The following is a 17,724-nucleotide window of genomic DNA, read 5'->3' as shown; positions in this document are numbered from 1 at the left end:
TCAGCTCTCGTGCGGGAGGTGCCCGATGAGTCGCGGCATCGAAGTCCACGACCTGATCCTCGCCGGTGTCGCCCTGCTCGGCGGCCTGCTGGCGGGGCTGCTGCTGCGCACCCTGCTGCGCTGGCTCGGCGTGCGCGCCGGGCAGACGCGGTGGTCAGGGGACGATGTGATCGTCGACGCGCTGCGCACGCTGGTGCCGTGGGCGGCGTTCGCGGCGGGCGCCGCCGTGGCCGCCGAGGTGCTGCCGCTCACCCCGCGTACGGGGCGGAATGTGAACATGGCGCTCACGGCGCTGCTCATCGTCGTGGCGACGCTGACGGCGGCGCGGGTGATCACGGGGCTTGTGCGGTCGGTCGCGCAGTCGCGTGCGGCCGTGGCCGGTTCGGCGACCATCTTCGTGAACATCACGCGGGTCGTGGTGCTCGCGATGGGGTTCCTCGTCGTGCTGCAGACCCTCGGGATTTCCATCGCGCCGCTGCTCACCGCGCTCGGTGTGGGTGGTCTGGCCGTGGCGCTCGCCCTTCAGGACACGCTCGCCAACCTGTTCGCGGGCGTGCACATCCTGGCGTCGAAGACCATCCAGCCGGGCGACTACATCCGGCTGAGCAGCGGTGAGGAGGGCTATGTCGTCGACATCAACTGGCGCAACACGGTGGTGCGCTCGCTCTCCAACAACCTCGTGATCATCCCGAACACGCAGCTGTCGGGCACGAACATGACCAACTTCAGCCGCCCGGAACAGGAGATGACCCTCACCGTGCTCGCCGGGGTCGGCTACGACGTCGACCTCGAGGTGGTGGAACGGGTGACGGTCGAGGTCGTGACCGAGGTGATGAAGGAGATCGAGGGCGCCGTGCCGGAGCACGAGCCGCTCGTACGCTTCCACACGTTCGGCGACTCCCGGATCAGCTTCAACGTGATCCTGGGCGTCGGCGAGTTCAGCGACCAGTACCGGATCAAGCACGAGTTCATCAAGCGGCTGCACGCGCGCTTCCGCGCGGAGGGCATCAGCATCCCGTCGCCGGCGCGGACGGTGGCGCTGACGGCCAACAGCCCGCAGATCGTGATCCCGCATCAGCGGGACGCGCAGGGGTCGCCGGTCGCCCCGTCCCTGTAGCGCTCGACACCCGTCAGGTGCGGGCCGCGTCCGCGAGGATCTCACCGACCACGCGCGACGCCGTCCGCACCATGAACGGGTTCAGGTCCCGGTAGTACGCCAGCTCGTGCACCGCGATGGTCAGCGCCCAGCCACGCCCGCGCACCCACGTGTCGTCGTCGACCGCCGCGGCCTCCCGGAAGATCCGCCGCTCCGGAGCGCCGAGGACGTACCAGGCCGTGATCAGGTCGACGGCCGGGTCCCCCGTGCCCATGCACCCGAAGTCGATGACCGCGCCGAGCCGCCCTCCGGAGACCAGGAGGTTGCCGGGCTGCAGGTCCCCGTGCAGCCATACGCCGCGGCCCGCGCCAGCCGTGCGCGCCGCCTCGTCCCACACGGCGCAGGCGGCCGCTGAGTCGATCGTCCTGTCCAGACGGCGGATCACCTCGCCGGTCTCGTCGGCCCGTTCGGCGAGCGGCCGTCCGCGGTACGACTCCGGCGCCCCGGCGGTGTCGATCGCGCGCATCGCCGTGACGAACCCCGCCAGGTCCTCCGCCAGCGCCTCGGGCCGGTCGAGCCGCCCCACGACCGGGTTCTCGCCGGGCAGCCAGCGGTGCACCGCCCACGGCCACGGAAAGCCGTGCCCCGGCTCCCCCTCCGCCACCTGCTCCGGTACGGGCACCGGCAGCCGCGCCGCGAGATACGGCATCCACTGCCGGGCGCCCGCCAGTTCCGGCACGACCCCGTTCTGGCGCGGCAGCCGGACCACCCACTCCTCGCCGAGCCGGTACAGAACGTTCTGTGTGCCGTGCGAGTCGACGTACTTCAGGGGCAGGCCCGCCCACTGCGGGAACTGCTCGTCGACCAGCGCGCGGACGAGGTCCTCGTCGATGTCCGGCTCGTCCTGGTGCAGCTTGCGAACGCCCATGGTCACCTTTCGTGGGAGCGGTCCCCTGGCCGGGCCGAGCGTAGCCAGGCCCGGCCGCGCCCGGCGATCGGTTTTCCGCTCACGCCCGCGGGGTCACCCGGAGACCGACGGCCGCCCGTTCTCGATGTGGCCCATGAGGCGCCGCGCGAAGTCGGGCTCGTCCTCGCAGCGCACCACCAGGTCGTACCAGCCGTGGGACTTCGCGGCGGGGTGCGTCACCGTGGTGCTGTCGCCAGGCGCGACGCGGACCTGCCGGGTCAGATGGGCGGCGTCGGCGGCGCGGACGTAGGCCTGCGGGCGGACGGTGAACACCTTGGCCTCGGTGCCGTGGTTGGCCAGCGTGATGCGCAGTTCGCGGGTCTTGGCGCGCACGGACGACGTGACCTCGGCGGTGGACGCGGCGAGGCCGGCGAACTCGCGGCGGAAGCCGTTGGGGCCCGTGACGGTGAACCGGTAGCGGTCCTTGGCCGGTGTCACGGTCAGGGCGCGGGTGCCGGAGACGTCCCGGTGCTGCGGCACATCGAACTCGCCCTCGTACGGGTAGAGCGCGAAGTGGGCGCTGGACGCGCCGGTGTTGGCGAGGGTGACCTCGACGCGCCCGTCGGCGATCCGTGCGTACGCGTCGGTCTGGTACGGCAGCGGGCGCGCGGGCCGGGTTCCGGGCTCCTGCACGGGCATCTTCTGGTCGGCCGGCGGGCTGGGCTTCCAGCGGGCGGCGGCGGGCGGCACCGGGCCCGGGTTCTGCACGGCGGGCTGCTTCTCGGCGGTGTCGAAGTCGAACGCGGAGGTCAGGTCGCCGCATATCCGGCGGCGCCACGGCGTGATGTTGGGGTCGTCGATGCCGGTCCACTTCTCCAGGAAGCGGTTGACGGAGGTGTGGTCGAACAGCTCGGAGCAGACGTGACCGCCCACCGACCAGGGTGAGATCACGAGCATCGGCACGCGGATGCCGAGCCCGGTGGGCTGTCCCTGCCACCACTCGTCGGGCTCGCCCGGCTCGGGCACGGGCGGCGGGACGTGGTCGAAGAAGCCGTCGTTCTCGTCGTAGTTGATGAGCACGACGGTCTTGCGCCACACGTCGGGGTGCGAGGCCAGCGCGTCGAGCACCTTGTACGGGACGCTGGCGCTCGCGGCGGGCACGGAGACGCTGGGGTGCTCGGAGTCGACGGCGGACGGCACCAGGTAGGAGACCGCGGGCAGCTTCCCGGTGGCGACGTCGGCGGCGAATCGCTCGGCCAGGGTGCCGGTGGGCACGCGGCGCAGGGCGCGCTCGAACAGGCTGCGCTCGGCCTTCGTGAGCGCCTTGACTCCCTCCTCCAGGAGCCCGAGCAGCCGGTCCCGCTCGGCCGTGTCGCCGGCGTCGGCGGCCTTGCGGACCAGCGCGTAGAACGACTCCATGTACGTGTGCCCGCCGGTCTTGGCCAGCGCCTTGCGGGCGACCGCCTTGAAGGAGGCGTAGAACTCGATCTGGTTGTCGGTGAAGTTCTCCCACTCGGTGTACGTCTGCCAGCTGCGGCCCTCCTTCTCGAGGAGTTCGGCGAACGTGGGCCAGTCGTAGCCCTTGTGGGTGCCCTCGTCGTACGCGTCGTTGCCGATGGCGCGACCGCCGCCCGGCTCGTCGCCGGAGTTGCCGCTCCACAGGTAGTTGCGGTTGGGGCTGGTGGAGCTGTGCATGGAGGAGTGGTAGGCGTCGCAGATGGTGAACGTGTCGGCGAGTTCGTATTGGAGCGGGATGTCGGAGCGGTCGTAATACGCCATGGTCGCCGCGGTCTTGGCGGAGACCCACTGGTTCATCCAGCCGTTGTTCCAGGCCTTGTGGCCGCCGTTCCAGTCGTGGTTGAGGGCGCCGATGTACTGCGCGTCGCGCTGCTGCGCCTCGGCGGCCGCCCGCACCGAGAACGGCAGGACTCTCTTCAGGCCGTCCGGCTGCTCGAACACGGGCTTGCCGTCGGCGAGTTGGACCGCATTGCGGTCGCCGAAGCCGCGGACGCCGCGCAGCATGCCGAAGTAGTGGTCGAAGGACCGGTTCTCCTGCATGAGGATCACCACGTGCTCGATGGCGTCGAGCCCGCCGGACGGCGGCTCGGCGGCCAGGGCGCGCTGGAGCGAGGGCGGCAGCAGGGATCCCGCCGCGGCGGCACCGACGGCGCCCGCCCCGAGGGCGAGCGCCCGACGCCGGGACACGGGGTTGGAAAGGGGATCGGTCATGTCGGCGGCTCCTGGGTTCGATGGCGGGTCGGACGCGGTACGCAGGGACGCTACGAGTGCAGACGGTACGGATGGTGAGCACCGGATGAACTCATGTCGGCACCACACAATCAAGCTCTGGACAAATGTGAGCATGGAATTGCTTGAATTTGACGAGTAGTGTGCGCCGCATGCTGGCAGAGCGACGACACCACCTGATCCTGCGTGCGCTGCGCTCCGGTGGGCCCGCGTCCGTCGCCGAGCTCGCCGAGCAGCTCACCGTGAGCCCGGCGACCATCCGCCGCGACCTGGTGAGACTGGAGGAGGACGGACTCCTCACCCGCGTGCACGGCGGCGCCGTCATGGAGGAGGGCGACCAGCCCTTCTCCGAGGTCGCGCAGGTGCGGGTCCCCGAGAAGGACACCATCGCCGAGCACGCGGCGTCCCTGATAACCGACGGCCAGTCGGTCCTCCTCGACATCGGGACGACCGCGTACCGCCTGGCCCGCCAACTCCACGGCCGCCGGCTCACCGTCATCACCAGCAACTTGGTGGTGTACGAGGAGCTGGCCGACGACACCGGCATCGACCTGGTGCTGCTCGGCGGCATGGTGCGCCGCGAGTACCGCTCCCTGGTCGGCTTCCTCACCGAGGACAACCTGCGCCAGCTGCACGCCGACTGGCTCTTCCTCGGCACCAGCGGCGTCCGCCCTGACGGGCAGGTGATGGACACCACCGTCGTGGAGGTCCCGGTGAAGCGCGCCATGATCGCGGCCGCCGACCGGACGGTGCTCCTCGCCGACTCCTCCAAGTTCCCCGGCACCGGCATGGCCAAGGTGTGCGGCCCCGACTCCCTCGACGTTCTCGTGACCAACTCCTCCGCCCCGGCGCCGACTTGTGCGGCGCTGACGGAGGCCGGCGTGAAAGTAGTGCAAGTATGAAGCTGACGATTCTCGGCGGCGGCGGATTCCGGGTGCCGCTGGTGTACGGGGCCCTGCTCACCGACCACGCGGAGGGCCGCGTCACCGAGGTCGCCCTGTACGACCTCGACGGGCAGCGGCTCGACGCGATCGCGCGGGTCCTCGCCGAGCAGGCAGAGGGGGTGCCGGACGCGCCGGCGGTCACTGTCACCACCGACCTCGACGAGGCGTTGCGCGCCGCGGACTTCGTGTTCTCGGCGATCCGGGTGGGCGGCCTCGAGGGGCGGGCGGCGGACGAGCGGATCGCGCTCGCCGAGAACGTGCTGGGCCAGGAGACGGTCGGCGCGGGCGGACTCGCGTACGGGCTGCGGACGCTCCCGGTCGTCGAGGAGATCGCGCGGCGGGTCGCCGAACTCGCCCCGGACGCCTGGTTCATCAACTTCACCAACCCGGCGGGCCTCGTGACGGAGGCGCTCGCGGATCACCTGGGCGACCGTGTCATCGGCATCTGCGACTCCCCCGTGGGCCTCGGCAAGCGTGTGGCGCGGGCGCTCGGCGCCGACCCGCGGAACGCGTGGGTCGACTACGTCGGCCTCAACCACCTTGGCTGGCTGCGCGGGTTGAAGGTGAACGGCCGCGACGAACTCCCCCGCCTTCTCGCCGACGACACCCTCCTCGGCTCCTTCGAGGAGGGCAAGCTGTTCGGCACGGAGTGGCTGCGCGAGCTGGGCTCGATCCCCAACGAGTACCTGCACTACTACTACTTCAACCGTGAGGCGGTCCGCGCCTACCAGGAGGCGGAGGCCACGCGCGGCGCGTTCCTGCACGAGCAGCAGTCCCGCTTCTACGACCGGATGCGCGACCCGGCGGCCCCGCCGCTCAAGACGTGGGACGCGACGCGGGCCGAGCGCGAGGCCACGTACATGGCGGAGAACCGGGAGGCTGCGGGCGCGGGCGAGCGCGACGAGGCCTCGCTCACCGAGTCCGGCGGCTACGAGAAGGTGGCGCTCGACCTGATGCGGGCCATCGCCCGCGACGAGCGCACCACGCTGATCCTCAACGTCCGCAACCGCACGACCCTTTCGGCGCTCGACGCGGACGCCGTGATCGAGGTGCCGTGCCTGGTCGACGCCAATGGGGCGCACCCCGTCGCCGTCGACCCGCTGCCGGGGCACGCCACGGGTCTCGTGACCTCGGTGAAGGCGGTCGAGCGGGAGATCCTCGCCGCCGCCCGCTCCGGATCGCGGGCGACGGCGGTGAAGGCGTTCGCACTGCATCCGCTGGTGGACTCGGCGAATGTCGCGCGGCGCCTGGTGGACGAGTACCGGCAGGCGCACCCGGGCCTCGCCTATCTGCGCTGACCCTCCCGGTGCTCGACCGAGTTCCGGTATCCGTACGCCGCGTAGACGCCCACCCCGATGAGCATCCACGCCGCGAACCGGACCCAGGTCACCCAGTCCAGGTTGCTGATCAGCCACACGGAGAAGGCGACGCCGGTCGCGGGAACCCACGGCACCAGCGGCGTACGGAAGGAGCGCGGCAGATCGGGCCGCGTCTTCCGCAGCACGACGACGGCGATCGCGACCACGATGAACGCCATCAGGATGCCGATGTTGGTGAGGTCGGCTGCCTCCCGGATGGGCAGGAATCCGGCGATCAGCGCGGAGCCGATGCCGACGGGCCAGATCACCCGCGTGGGCACGTGCCTGCGCGGGTGGTTGCGCGCGAAGTAGCGCGGCAGCAGCCCGTCGCGGCTCATCGAGTACCAGACCCGCGACACCGCCAGCATGTTGGCGAACGCCGAGGTGGTGATGCCGATGACGGCGCCCACGGCCACGACGAGCCCGAGCCCGCCGAGCCCAACTGCCCCCAGGGCACTGGAGAACGGACTCGCCACGTCGATGTCCCGATAGTTCTGCATCCCCAACAGCACGACGCACACCGCGAGATAGATGAACGCGGCGATGCCGAGCGAGACGAGGATGGCCTTCGGCAGCACCTTCTTCGCCTCGGCGCTCTCCTCGGCGGCCGCGCTCATGGCGTCGTACCCGTAGACGGCGAAGAAGGCGGTGGCGGCGCCCGTGAACGCGCCCCCTACTCCGTAGGGAAGAAACGGCGTGTAGTTGCCGGACTTGATGTGGAAGGCCCCGGCGACGACGACGAGCGCGACGATCCCCAGCTTCACCACAACCAGGATGGTCTCGAACCGCGCCGACTCCTTCGTCCCGCGCGACAGCACGAACGCAAGCAGCAGACACAACAACAGCGCGAACAGGTCGACACGATGCCCGGACCCGGTGCCGGGCGCGCCCAGCATCCAGGTCGGCACATCAATGCCGACGTGCTCCAGGATGTACGAGAAGTACCCAGACACCGCGATGGCGACGACGGCCACGATCGCGGTGTATTCGAGCAGCAGGTCCCAGCCGATCGCCCAGCCGACGAACTCGCCGAGCGCGGCGTAGGAGTAGGTGTAGGCGGAGCCCGCCTTCGGGATGGTGCCGGCGAACTCGGCGTAGCAGAGGGCGGCCGCGCCGCTGGCCACGATGGCGATGAGGAACGAGAGCATGACGCCGGGCCCGGCGTCCTCGTTGGCCACGACTCCGGCCAGCGAGAAGACGCCCGCGCCGACCAGGCCACCGAGGCTGAGGGCGACCAGCTGCCACAGGCCCATGGTGCGGCGCAGTCCGCCGCTGGTCTCCTCCTCCGAGTCGTCGACGGGCTTGAGGCGGAAGATGCCGGCGCGGGAGAGGAGCCCCCCGTCGGGCCCGGCCGGGTCTCGGTGCGGGTTGGTTTTCGTACGGGACACGGTGACTCCCTCAGGGGCCGTGGGGGCCCTGCTGTGTCAGAGCACGAAGCCGTGCGGGAACGGGTCGCGTGGGTCGAGGAGGTAGTTGGCCGTGCCGGTGATCCAGGCCCGACCGGAGAACTCCGGTACGACGGCGTCGAGTTGACCGACCTTCGCGTCGCCGACGAGCCGTCCGGTGAACCGCGTACCGATGAACGACTCGTTCACGAACTCGGTGTGCAGCGGGAGTTCGCCGCGCGCGTGCAGCTGCGCCATCCGGGCCGAGGTGCCGGTGCCGCACGGCGACCGGTCGAACCAGCCGGGCTGGATCGCCATGGCGTTGCGCGAGTGCCGGGCGGTCGAGTCGGGGGCGAGGAACTGCACGTGCTTGCAGCCGCCGATGACCGGGTCCAGCGGATGCTGCGGCCGGTTGTGCTCGTTGATGGCGTCGGAGATGGCGAGCCCGGCCTTCAGGATGTCGTCCTTGCGGGCCCGGTCGAAGGGCAGCCCGAGCTGGTCGAGCTCGGTGATGGCGTAAAAATTGCCGCCATACGCCATGTCGTAACGGACCTCGCCGAACCCCGGCACCTTCACGGTGGCATCCAGCTCCAACGCGAAGGCATCCACATTGCGCAGGGTGACCTGCTCGGCGACACCATCACGCACACCCACCCGCGCCTCGACGAGCCCGGCGGGTGTGTCGAGCCGCACGATGGTCTCCGGCTCGCTCACCTCCACCATCCCGGTCTCCACGAGCACGGTGGCGACACCGATGGTGCCGTGCCCGCACATCGGCAGGAAGCCGCTGACCTCGATGTACAGGACACCCCAGTCCGCGTCCGGGCGGGTCGGCGGTTGCAGGATGGCGCCGCTCATCGCGGGGTGGCCGCGCGGCTCGTCGACGAGGAACCGGCGAAGCTCGTCGAGGTGTTCGAGCGCGTAGGTGCGACGCTCGGCCATGGTGTCACCGGGGATGGGACCCACGCCGCCGGTGACGACGCGCGTGGGCATGCCCTCGGTGTGCGAGTCGACGGCGCTCAGCGTCCGGACGGACCGCATCAGACGGCCTCCCCCTTCTCCAGGGACGCGATCGCGCGGGCCATGTCGGCCTCGACCTGCTCGCGCATCTCCGGCAGCAGCGCGCCGCGCGGCGGACGGCAGGGCCCGCCGAACCGCCCGACCTGCTCCATCCCCAACTTGATGGCCTGCACGAACTCGGTCCTCGAATCCCAGCGGAAGGCGGCGACCAGCGGCTCGTACAGCGCCCGCGCCTCCTCCACCTTCCCCGCGAGAGCCAGGTCGTACAGCCGGGCGGACTCGGCAGGGAACACATTCGGGAACCCGGCGAACCACCCGGTGGCCCCTATCAGCAGACTCTCGAGCACGACATCATCGGCACCACTGATGATCTCGAGCCCCGGCGCCTTCTCCTTGATCTCAAGGACTCGCCGCACATCACCAGAGAACTCCTTCACGGCGACGATGTTGTCGATCTGCGCGATCTCGGCGAGCAGATCCGGCGTGAGATCCACCTTCGTGTCGAAGGGGTTGTTGTAGACCATCACAGGCAGCCCGACGGAAGCGACGGCCGTGAAATGGTCAATGACATCACGCGAGTTGGCCCGGTACAGGGTGGGCGGCAGACACAGCACACCGTCGGCCCCGTCCTCGGCCGCGACCTCGGCCCAGTGCTTCGCCTGGTGGGACCCGACCCCGTGCACACCGACGACGACAACACCATCGTCACCCACCGCCTCAATGGCGGTCTTGGCGACCCTCCGCCGCTCCTCGTCCGTGAGGGACGAGTACTCACCGAGAGACCCGTTCGGACCGACACCACGGCAGCCGTTGTCGACGAGCCAGCGGCAGTGCTCGGCGTAACGGTCGTAGTCGACGGCGAGCCCGGCGGGCGCGGAGGCGTCCTCGGAATAGGGCAGAGCGGTGGCGACGACAACGCCACCAAGACCGATGGAACCCTTCGCCTGCTGCTTATTGGCACTCATGAACTGCTCTCCTCTGTAAGGGAGTTGCTGGCGGACGTGGCAGTGGTTTCGGGGGTCGTGGCAGTGGTTTCGATGGTGGCGGCCAGATCGCCCAGCCGGATCGGGCGGGCGACGGGCCGCCGGTGCTCGCTGGCCTGGGGCAGGCCCGCGATGGTGCGGTCGTCGTCGCCGGGCCCGCGCAGGCGTGCACCGATCTCGGCGACGGTCGGCCCGCACATCCGGGCCTGGCACGGCCCGAGTCCGGCGCGGGTGGCGAGTTTGGCGGCGCGCGGTGCGGCGGTGGACTCGTCGGTGGCGGCGCGGCACACGGTGGCGTAGTCCGTCTCCTCGCACCGGCACACCACGGTCTCGGGCCGCAGCCAGCCGGTCCAGGCCGCCCCGATGGGGTGCGCGCGGGCGAGCCGGGCGGCGAAGGCGCGGCCCTGGTCGCGACTGGTCCGCAGCCGGCGCACGGTGGCGGTGTTCCGGTCGCCGCCCGCGGCGAGCCACCCGGCGAGCGCGCCCTCGACGCGCGCGGCGGGCGCGCCCGCGATGCCGGTGATCTCCCCGGCCGCGTACACGTCGGGACAGGTGGTGCGCTGGTCGCCGTCGACCTCGACGAACTCCCCCGCGGGGGTGGCGCGCAGCGCGCACCCGGCTGCGAGCGGCAGCTCCAGCTGCGGACTGAACCCGTGCGAGACACACACGGCGTCGACGGCGACGGTCCGCTCACTGCCCCGCACGACCGACCAGTCGGCACGCAGCCGAGCGGTGACGACCTCCTCCACACACCCGTCGCCGCGCGCTTCGATGACCGTACGTCCGGTGCGGTACGGAATCCGGTGCCGCGCCAACAGTGCGCTGTACTCGGCGAGTTCGGCGGCCTTCCCGGCCTGCGCGGCCAGCTCCCAGGGCCGCCGCCCCCACCCGCGGGCGAGAGTGGCAGGGGTACTGGCCTCCAGCACCTCACGCACCCGCGCCCCGGCCTCGATCAGCGACGCGGCCACCGGCAGCAGGAACGGCCCGCTCCCGGCCACGACCACCTGGTCGCCGACCACCACCCGCTCCCCCTTCGCCAGCGCCTGCGCCGCGCCCGCGGTGAACACACCGGGCAACTCCCAGCCGGGGAAGGGCAGTACGCGGTCGTGGGCGCCGACCGCGAGCACGAGCGCGTCGGGGTCGAGCACCTGCCGGTCCCGGCCGCCCCCGTCGGACGGTCCGCGCAGCACGTGCACGCGCGGCGGCCCCGGCTCGGCGGGGTCTGGCCGCTCCAGGGCCCACACGGCGGTCTCGGACCACCAGGCGCAGCGCGGATGGGCGAGGACCCGGCGGCGACGCGCGTCGAAGGCGCGCCAGCCGTGGTGGAGGCGCTCCGGCCGGGCGGCGGCGTAGGCCTCGGGGAGCATCCGGTGGTACTGGCCGCCGGGCTGCTCGGCCTCGTCGACCAGCGTGACCCGCGCGCCCGCGCCGAGCGCGGCATCGGCGGCGGCGAGCCCTGCGGGCCCCGCGCCTACGACCACTACGTGGCGTGTCATGTGGCCTCCGTGGGGATCGGGTTGAGCGAGTACGTAAGGGGACTGTGACGTGGGACTTCGAATCGGCCGTAGTTAGGCGCCACAGTCCCCCGCCGCGGGCAACGAAGCGGGCGAGGTGGGCGATCCGGTCGACGCGTGCTCACCGTTCCTCCCCGCGCGCCTGCGTCCGTACCTCGTCGCCGTCCCGCGCCCGCCTGCGGCACGCCCGTACATCACGCTCGGGGCCGACCGTGACCAGGCAGTCGAAGCAGGCTCCGATGCCGCAGAACACTCCGCGGGGTGCGCCGGAGCGGCCGGTGCGCCAGGCGCGGCGGCCGGAGGCGAGCAGGACGCCCGCGATGGACTGGCCCTCGATTCCGTCGACGGGCTCGCCGTCGACGGTGATCGTGAGCGGCGTCTCGCGCCGCCCGACGGCGTCCGTGGCCGCCGGTACGCGTCGTGGGCTCATGCCGCCCAACCTCCTTGAGTGGTTCCCAGGACGGCCGGGCGGTCCACCCGGAACGGTGTCGCGTCGATCTCGGTGGGCCGGCCCAGGAGCAGGTCCCGCACGAGGCGTGCGGTGCCCACGGACAGGCCGATGCCCGCGCCTTCGTGGCCGCCCGCGTGCCACAGTCCGGCGAGGCGCGGGTCGGGTCCGATGACGGGCAAGTGGTCGGGTACGTAGGGGCGGAAGCCGCCGTAGGCGCGCATGACCGGTACGTCCGTGAGGGACGGGAAGAGGCGCAGCGCCTTGGCGGCGATGGCGGAGAGGGCGTCGACGCGGAGTCGGTCGTCGAAGCCGACGCGGCGGCGCGAGGAGCCGATGAGGACGCTGCCGCCGCGCGTGGATTCGACGACGGCGGAGGTCTGGAGGTCCTCGGCGCTGCTGCCGACGGCGCCCACGTAGTCGGCGTCGTACACCTTGTGGAAGACGGTGGGCGGGAGCGGGGTCGTGACGAGGACGTCGCCGCGGCGGGGGCGGACGTCGACGGGGGCGCCGAGGCGGGTGGAGAGTTCGCCCGCCCAGGGTCCTGCCGCGTTGATGAAGATGTCCGCCTCGATGAGGTCGCCGTCGGCCGTGCGGACCGCGGTGAGGCGGTCGGAACGGGTGACCGCGCCGTGCACCTCGCAGTGCGTGCGCAGGCTCGCGCCTGCCCGCAGGGCGTCGGCGAGGAGGGCGGCGGCCGCGCCCGACGGCTGCACTTGGGCGTCCTCGGGGTAGTGGATCGCTGCTGTGTGTTCCCGGGTGACGTACGGCTCGGCGGCCGCGAGTTCCGCTGCGTCCAAGGTCTCGGCCCGTACGCCGGCCTCGCGTTGGGCCGCCGCGAACTTCGTCAGTTCGCGGGCCCCGTCGTCGGTGGTGGCGACGACGATGCCGCCCTTGGGGTCCCACTCCGTCAAGTCGGTTACGTCCGTGGCCCGTTCGGACATTTCGGCGATGATCTGCGGCCACAGGCGGCCGGACAGTTGCGCCAACTCGAGTTCGGGGCCCGGGCCTTTGTCGGATACGAGGATGTTGCCCTCGCCGTGCGCGGTGGTCGCGGCGGCCGGGCGGCCGCGGTCGACGACCGTGGTGGTGCAGCCCGCGAGGGCCAACTCCCGCGCACAGGCGGCTCCGACGATTCCGGCCCCGAGAATGACCGCCCGCGTTCCGTACATCGAACCGCCTCCGTTCGTTTCATCGAACAGCTCGGAGGCTAGGACGGCCTTTCAGGGGGTGTCAACGGGTCCGGAAGGAGTGATCGATTAATTACCTGTAACGCTCACTCGTTCTCGGGTTCGGAGGCACCCTGCTTCGGGTGCGGGATCCCCAAGTGGGCGTGCTCGTGCGGCCGGTACTGGAGCAGCAGCACCGAGTGCACGTCGCCGTCGAGCGCCGTGTAGGAGTGCGGCAGCGTGGCGTCGAAGCCCACGTAGTCGCCGGGGCCGAGCTCCACCTCGTCGCCGTCCACGCGGACCTGGAGCCGGCCGGTCTGCACGATGGTGTGCTCGGTGCCGACGTGGCCGAGCGAGTCCTGCCTGCTGTCGGCCCGCACCACCTGGTCGTACACCTCGAAGACCAGGTCACCGAACTCCATCCGGCGCAGCGGCCGCAGGTCGACGCCCTGGCCGCTGAGCACCTCGACCTCCTTGGCGCGCACGACGGTCAGGCCGCCGGGCGCCCGAGTCTCGAGGAGGTCGGAGACGGGCACTTCCAGAGCGCGCGAGAGGCTGAACACCGTCTCGATGGTGGGGTTTCCGGTGCCGGACTCGAGCTGGGAGAGCGTCGCCTTGCCGATCTTGGAGCGTCGCGAGAGCTCCGAGATCGACAGGCCGCGCTGCGTCCTCGCCCGGCGGAGATTGGCCGCCACCATGTCGCGCACCGACTCCTGAGGAACGTCCATAGCCTCTCCCTGACTCCCTTGACAGCGTTCGCTTTGACGAACACTATGCCGCACAACGCGTTTACTGACCCGAACGGTTCCTCGTTCGTTTCCATACTTTCGACGCTTTCGACGCAACAGCACCCAAGTACACGCCACTTGGAGGACTGATCGTGCGGCACCCCTCTGAACGTCTCCGACCGCTCCCCCGTGCCCGGGTGGAGCTCGTCGGCGGTCTCCTCGCCGACTGGCAGCGCCGCAACCGCGAGGCGACTCTGCCGCACACGGTGCAGCAGCTCCGCGCGGCGGGCAATGTGGACAACCTCCGCAGGCTTCTGCCCGATGAGAGCGGGGCCCCCGCGTTCCGCGGGCGGTATCCGTTTCTCGACACCGACGTCTACAAGACGTTGGAAGGGCTCGTATACGAACTGGCCCAACCTGAGGGCGTGTTGGACGGTGAGTTGGGCGACCGTCTGCGTGACTTCTACGAGGAGACCGTCACGCTCCTCGATCGGGTCCAGGCACCCGACGGGTACCTCAACTCCTATTACCAGGACCCCGATCAGGCCAAGGAACCCTGGTCCGACCTCGCCTGGGGGCACGAGCTCTACTCCTTCGGTCATCTCGCCCAGGCCGCGATCGCCGCTCACCGGCGGCTCGGCGACCGGCGGCTGCTCGATGTCACCGTGCGCTTCGCCGATCTCGTGGTGAAACGTTTCGGGCCGGGTGGCGAGGAGGCCGTCTGCGGGCACCCCGAGGTCGAGATGGCCCTGGTGGAGCTGTACCGGGAGACCGGGGACGACGCCTATCTCGCGCAGGCCCGGCTCTTCATCGACCGGCGCGGACAGGGGCGGCGCAGCGGGCTGCGGCACAGCGTCTTCCCGCCCTCGTACTTCCAGGACGAGGTGCCGCTGCGCGAACTGCCGTCGGTGACCGGGCACGCGGTGCGCATGGCGTATCTCGCGGCGGGCGCGACGGATGTGGCGCTGGAGACCGGCGACGACGCGCTGCTCGACGTATTGCGCCGGCTGTGGGCCGACATGGCCGCCACGAAGCTGTACGTCACGGGGGGCCTGGGCAGCCGGCACTCCGACGAAGCGGTGGGCGACCGCTACGAGTTGCCCTCCGAACGGTCCTACAGCGAGACCTGCGCGGCGATCGCCACCATGCAGTGGGGCTGGCGGATGTTCCTGGCGACCGGGGACGCCACGTACCTCGACACCTTCGAGACCGTCCTCTACAACGCGTTCGCGGTCGGCCCCTCCGCCGACGGTCGCGCCTTCTTCTACGACAATCCCCTTCAGCGCCGCGCCGACCACGAGCAGCGCAGCGGCGCCGAGGCCGAAGGGGAGCTGCTGCGCCGGCCCTGGTTCGGGTGCCCGTGCTGCCCGCCCAACATCGTGCGGTGGATGTCCCAGCTCGGCGAGCACCTCGCGGCCGAGCGCACGGACGAGCTCGTGGTCGCGGGGTACGCGACGGCCCGGATCGACGGCCAGGAGCTGGCGGTCGACATGGTGACCCGGTATCCGTGGGACGGCGAGGTCCGCCTGACGGTCCGTGCGGCGCCGGAGCGGCCCTACGCCCTCACCCTGCGCGTGCCCGGCTGGGCCGACCCGGGCGATGTGCGGCTCACCGTGTGCGGGGAGGCCTCGGACCCCGATGTCACGGACGGCTGGGTGAGCGTCCGGCGTACCTGGCGGGACGGCGACGAGCTCGTGCTGCGGCTGCCGATGGCCGTGCGCGCCCACGGTTCCCACCCCCACCTGGACGCGACCCGCGGCGCCGTCGCCGTCGCCCGCGGCCCCCTCGTCTACTGCGTCGAGCAGCAGGACTGCGGCGTCGACATCGACGACGTGACGCTCGACGTGGGCCAGGTCGCGGCCGCCCGTCCCCGTACGGACACGCACTTCGAGGACGCGGTCGTCCTCGACGCGGAAGCGGGCGTCGCGCCCCCGGCGTCGCCCGAGCTGTACCCCGTACTGGCCGGCACCGCCACGTCCGCCGCGTCCGGGACGGCCACCGCCGCCGGGACCACCGGCCTCACCCTCGTCCCGTACTTCCTGTGGGGCAATCGCGAGGCAGCACCCATGCGGGTCTGGATCCGGCGCGCCTGAGTGCCGGTCCTCCGCCTCCCCCTCGCCGCACTCACACTTCGGGCCCGCACGCCCCTCGCCCCACTCGCACCTCGGCCCCGCACGCCGCTCTCCCCTCTCATCCTTCCCCCTCTCCAGAAGGCGTCATGAGAAAAGCAATAGCCCTGCCCGCCGCCGCCCTGTGTACCGCGCTCGCCCTCACGCTCTCCGCCTGCAAGGGCGGCGGCGCGTCCGCTGCCAAGGAGGCCGGCCCCGGCGCGGCCGCCGCGACCGGTGGCACGGTGCACGTCCTGGCCAACGCCGACTTCTCCCACCTCGACCCGGCCCGCGGGTTCGACGGCGGGGTCAACAACTTCTATCGCCTCATCTATCGCACCCTCACCACACAGGCGGCCGCCCCCGGCGCCAAGGGGACGAAGATCGTCGGTGACCTGGCCACCGACGCCGGCAAGCCGTCCGACGACAACAAGACGTGGACGTTCAAGCTGAAGTCCGGCACCGCCTTCCAGGACGGCACCGACATCACCAGCGAGGACGTCAAGTTCGGGGTCGAGCGCGCCTGGGACCCGGACGCCGGCATCGGCTCGCCGTACGCCAAGCAGTACATCGAGGCGCCGGCCGACTACCAGGGCCCGTACAAGTCGGGTGGCCTGTCGAGCATCGAGACGCCGGACGAGCACACCATCGTCTTCCATCTCAAGAAGGCGACGGCGCAGTTCGGTTACATCGCCGCGCAGCCCACGTTCACGCCGTTCCCGAAGGGCACCGGCACCAAGGCGGCCTTCGACCGCGAGCCGATCGCCTCCGGCCCGTACAAGCTCAAGAGCTATCAGCACGGCTCGAAGCTCGTCCTCGTACGCAACAAGGCGTGGAAGCGGTCGACGGACGAGGTGAGGGACGCGAAGCCGGACAGTTTCGTGTGGACCTTCGGTCTGGACGCGGCGACCATCGACGAACGTCTGATCGCCGGGCAGGGCGCGGACGCGAACGCCATCACCGGGGCCGCCCAGCTCCAGCCGGCGAGCGTCTCCCGCATCCAGACCCCTCAACTCAAGCAGCGCACCCTGTCGGGCATGACGGGCTGCACCTCGTACATGAGCATCAACACGAGCAAGGGTCCGCTCAAGGATGTACGGGTCCGTCAAGCCATCGAGTACGCGGTCAACAAGCAGACAACTGTTGACGCGCACGGCGGTTCCTCGCTCGCGACCGTCGCGACGTCCATCGAGCCGCCGGGCATTCCGGGCCGTGACACGACCGACGTGTACCCGAGCAAGGGCGGCACCGGTGATGTGAAGAAGGCCCGCAAGCTCCTTGCCGAGGCGGGGCGTTCCAAGGGCTTCACGTTCACGCTGGACACCCGGGCGGCCGGTGTGGAGCAGGCCACGGCCGTCGCGGTGCAGCAGGCCCTGAAGCGGGTCGGCATCAAGGTCAGGGTCAACACCATTGACACGTCAACGTTCTACGAGGTCATCGGTACACCCTCGCAACAGCACGACGGCGCGCTGACCGGCTGGTGCCCCGACTGGCCGGGCGGCAGCACCTTCCTGCCGCCGCTGTTCGACGGCCGCAACATCTCCGACAGCGGCAACCCGAACATCGCCATGCTCGACGACAAGAAGATCAACGATCGGATGGACGCGATCGAGGCGATGAGCGATCCGGACGCGCAGAACGCGGCGTACGGCAAGCTCGACGGGCAGATCATGAAGCTGGCGCCGATCGTGCCGCTGCACTACACCAAGGTCGTCTCCGTCACCGGCGACAACATCGCGGGCGCGTACCTGAGTCAGTCGTTCTCCGGCGGCATCGACCTCGTCTCCGTCGGTCTCGCGGACCCGAAGAAGTAGCCC

General features: G+C 71.0%; 14 protein-coding genes. 5 read left to right on the top strand and 9 right to left on the bottom strand.

Annotated elements, in window-relative coordinates; translation table 11 throughout:
- Positions 1 to 25 precede the first annotated feature (25 nt).
- Positions 26 to 1,117, top strand: coding sequence for a mechanosensitive ion channel family protein (locus ACYSUO_RS08570; protein WP_461775437.1), 1,092 nt, complete (start codon positions 26 to 28; stop codon positions 1,115 to 1,117).
- 13 nt (positions 1,118 to 1,130) lie between these two features.
- On the opposite strand, the gene ACYSUO_RS08565 is transcribed toward ACYSUO_RS08570, so the two are convergent.
- Positions 1,131 to 2,024: an aminoglycoside phosphotransferase family protein gene (locus ACYSUO_RS08565; protein WP_461775436.1), complete on the bottom strand. Its 894-nt coding sequence runs from the start codon at positions 2,022 to 2,024 to the stop codon at positions 1,131 to 1,133.
- Between the two features lie 93 nt (positions 2,025 to 2,117).
- Positions 2,118 to 4,232, bottom strand: coding sequence for a phosphocholine-specific phospholipase C (locus tag ACYSUO_RS08560; RefSeq protein WP_461775435.1), 2,115 nt, complete (start codon positions 4,230 to 4,232; stop codon positions 2,118 to 2,120).
- Positions 4,233 to 4,402: 170 nt separating this feature from the next.
- Here ACYSUO_RS08560 and ACYSUO_RS08555 point away from each other — a divergent pair, with 170 nt between their 5' ends.
- On the top strand, positions 4,403 to 5,152 hold the full coding sequence (locus ACYSUO_RS08555; RefSeq protein ID WP_461775434.1) for a DeoR/GlpR family DNA-binding transcription regulator: 750 nt from the start codon (positions 4,403 to 4,405) through the stop codon (positions 5,150 to 5,152).
- Positions 5,149 to 6,492 (top strand): 6-phospho-beta-glucosidase, encoded by a 1,344-nt coding sequence (locus ACYSUO_RS08550; protein ID WP_461775433.1) that lies wholly within the window; start codon positions 5,149 to 5,151, stop codon positions 6,490 to 6,492. The genes ACYSUO_RS08555 and ACYSUO_RS08550 overlap by 4 nt, the downstream gene beginning before the upstream one ends.
- Here the strand turns inward: ACYSUO_RS08550 and ACYSUO_RS08545 are convergent.
- From ACYSUO_RS08545 to ACYSUO_RS08515, 7 genes are all read right to left on the bottom strand, one after another.
- Positions 6,480 to 7,868, bottom strand: coding sequence for an amino acid permease (locus ACYSUO_RS08545; RefSeq protein ID WP_461775504.1), 1,389 nt, complete (start codon positions 7,866 to 7,868; stop codon positions 6,480 to 6,482). The genes ACYSUO_RS08550 and ACYSUO_RS08545 overlap by 13 nt on opposite strands.
- Positions 7,869 to 7,976: 108 nt before the next feature.
- Positions 7,977 to 8,978: a proline racemase family protein gene (locus ACYSUO_RS08540; RefSeq protein WP_461775432.1), complete on the bottom strand. Its 1,002-nt coding sequence runs from the start codon at positions 8,976 to 8,978 to the stop codon at positions 7,977 to 7,979.
- On the bottom strand, positions 8,978 to 9,922 hold the full coding sequence (locus tag ACYSUO_RS08535) for a dihydrodipicolinate synthase family protein (protein ID WP_461775431.1): 945 nt from the start codon (positions 9,920 to 9,922) through the stop codon (positions 8,978 to 8,980). The genes ACYSUO_RS08540 and ACYSUO_RS08535 overlap by 1 nt, the downstream gene beginning before the upstream one ends.
- Positions 9,919 to 11,436, bottom strand: coding sequence for an FAD-dependent oxidoreductase (locus ACYSUO_RS08530; RefSeq protein WP_461775430.1), 1,518 nt, complete (start codon positions 11,434 to 11,436; stop codon positions 9,919 to 9,921). Before ACYSUO_RS08530 ends, ACYSUO_RS08535 begins: the two co-directional genes overlap by 4 nt.
- A 139-nt stretch (positions 11,437 to 11,575) precedes the next feature.
- Positions 11,576 to 11,884, bottom strand: coding sequence for a (2Fe-2S)-binding protein (locus ACYSUO_RS08525; protein WP_461775429.1), 309 nt, complete (start codon positions 11,882 to 11,884; stop codon positions 11,576 to 11,578).
- A complete protein-coding gene (locus ACYSUO_RS08520) occupies positions 11,881 to 13,074 on the bottom strand; it encodes an NAD(P)/FAD-dependent oxidoreductase (protein WP_461775428.1) in 1,194 nt (397 codons plus the stop codon). The genes ACYSUO_RS08525 and ACYSUO_RS08520 overlap by 4 nt, the downstream gene beginning before the upstream one ends.
- A 104-nt stretch (positions 13,075 to 13,178) precedes the next feature.
- Complete coding sequence (locus ACYSUO_RS08515; protein WP_461775427.1) at positions 13,179 to 13,799, bottom strand: helix-turn-helix domain-containing protein; 621 nt, start codon at positions 13,797 to 13,799, stop codon at positions 13,179 to 13,181.
- Between the two features lie 197 nt (positions 13,800 to 13,996).
- Between ACYSUO_RS08515 and ACYSUO_RS08510 the strand changes: the two genes are divergently transcribed.
- Together ACYSUO_RS08510 and ACYSUO_RS08505 are read left to right on the top strand one after the other, a co-directional pair.
- The gene (locus tag ACYSUO_RS08510; protein WP_461775426.1) at positions 13,997 to 15,892 is read left to right on the top strand and encodes a glycoside hydrolase family 127 protein; all 1,896 of its coding nucleotides are present in this window, start codon (positions 13,997 to 13,999) and stop codon (positions 15,890 to 15,892) included.
- A gap of 125 nt (positions 15,893 to 16,017) precedes the next feature.
- Positions 16,018 to 17,721, top strand: coding sequence for an ABC transporter substrate-binding protein (locus ACYSUO_RS08505; RefSeq protein WP_461775425.1), 1,704 nt, complete (start codon positions 16,018 to 16,020; stop codon positions 17,719 to 17,721).
- Positions 17,722 to 17,724 lie beyond the last annotated feature (3 nt).

It is taken from the genome of Streptomyces sp. UC4497 (genome assembly GCF_054871485.1).
Note: the sequence above shows the minus strand (reverse complement) of the source record. Positions and strands in the feature narration are given on the sequence as shown.

Coding starts and splice junctions, on each gene's coding strand:
- ACYSUO_RS08570 (WP_461775437.1), top strand. CDS start 26: ATGAGTCGCGGCATCGAAGTCCACGACCTGATCCTCGCCGGTGTCGCC.
- ACYSUO_RS08565 (WP_461775436.1), bottom strand. CDS start 2,024: ATGGGCGTTCGCAAGCTGCACCAGGACGAGCCGGACATCGACGAGGAC.
- ACYSUO_RS08560 (WP_461775435.1), bottom strand. CDS start 4,232: ATGACCGATCCCCTTTCCAACCCCGTGTCCCGGCGTCGGGCGCTCGCC.
- ACYSUO_RS08555 (WP_461775434.1), top strand. CDS start 4,403: ATGCTGGCAGAGCGACGACACCACCTGATCCTGCGTGCGCTGCGCTCC.
- ACYSUO_RS08550 (WP_461775433.1), top strand. CDS start 5,149: ATGAAGCTGACGATTCTCGGCGGCGGCGGATTCCGGGTGCCGCTGGTG.
- ACYSUO_RS08540 (WP_461775432.1), bottom strand. CDS start 8,978: ATGCGGTCCGTCCGGACGCTGAGCGCCGTCGACTCGCACACCGAGGGC.
- ACYSUO_RS08535 (WP_461775431.1), bottom strand. CDS start 9,922: ATGAGTGCCAATAAGCAGCAGGCGAAGGGTTCCATCGGTCTTGGTGGC.
- ACYSUO_RS08530 (WP_461775430.1), bottom strand. CDS start 11,436: ATGACACGCCACGTAGTGGTCGTAGGCGCGGGGCCCGCAGGGCTCGCC.
- ACYSUO_RS08525 (WP_461775429.1), bottom strand. CDS start 11,884: ATGAGCCCACGACGCGTACCGGCGGCCACGGACGCCGTCGGGCGGCGC.
- ACYSUO_RS08520 (WP_461775428.1), bottom strand. CDS start 13,074: ATGTACGGAACGCGGGCGGTCATTCTCGGGGCCGGAATCGTCGGAGCC.
- ACYSUO_RS08515 (WP_461775427.1), bottom strand. CDS start 13,799: ATGGACGTTCCTCAGGAGTCGGTGCGCGACATGGTGGCGGCCAATCTC.
- ACYSUO_RS08505 (WP_461775425.1), top strand. CDS start 16,018: ATGAGAAAAGCAATAGCCCTGCCCGCCGCCGCCCTGTGTACCGCGCTC.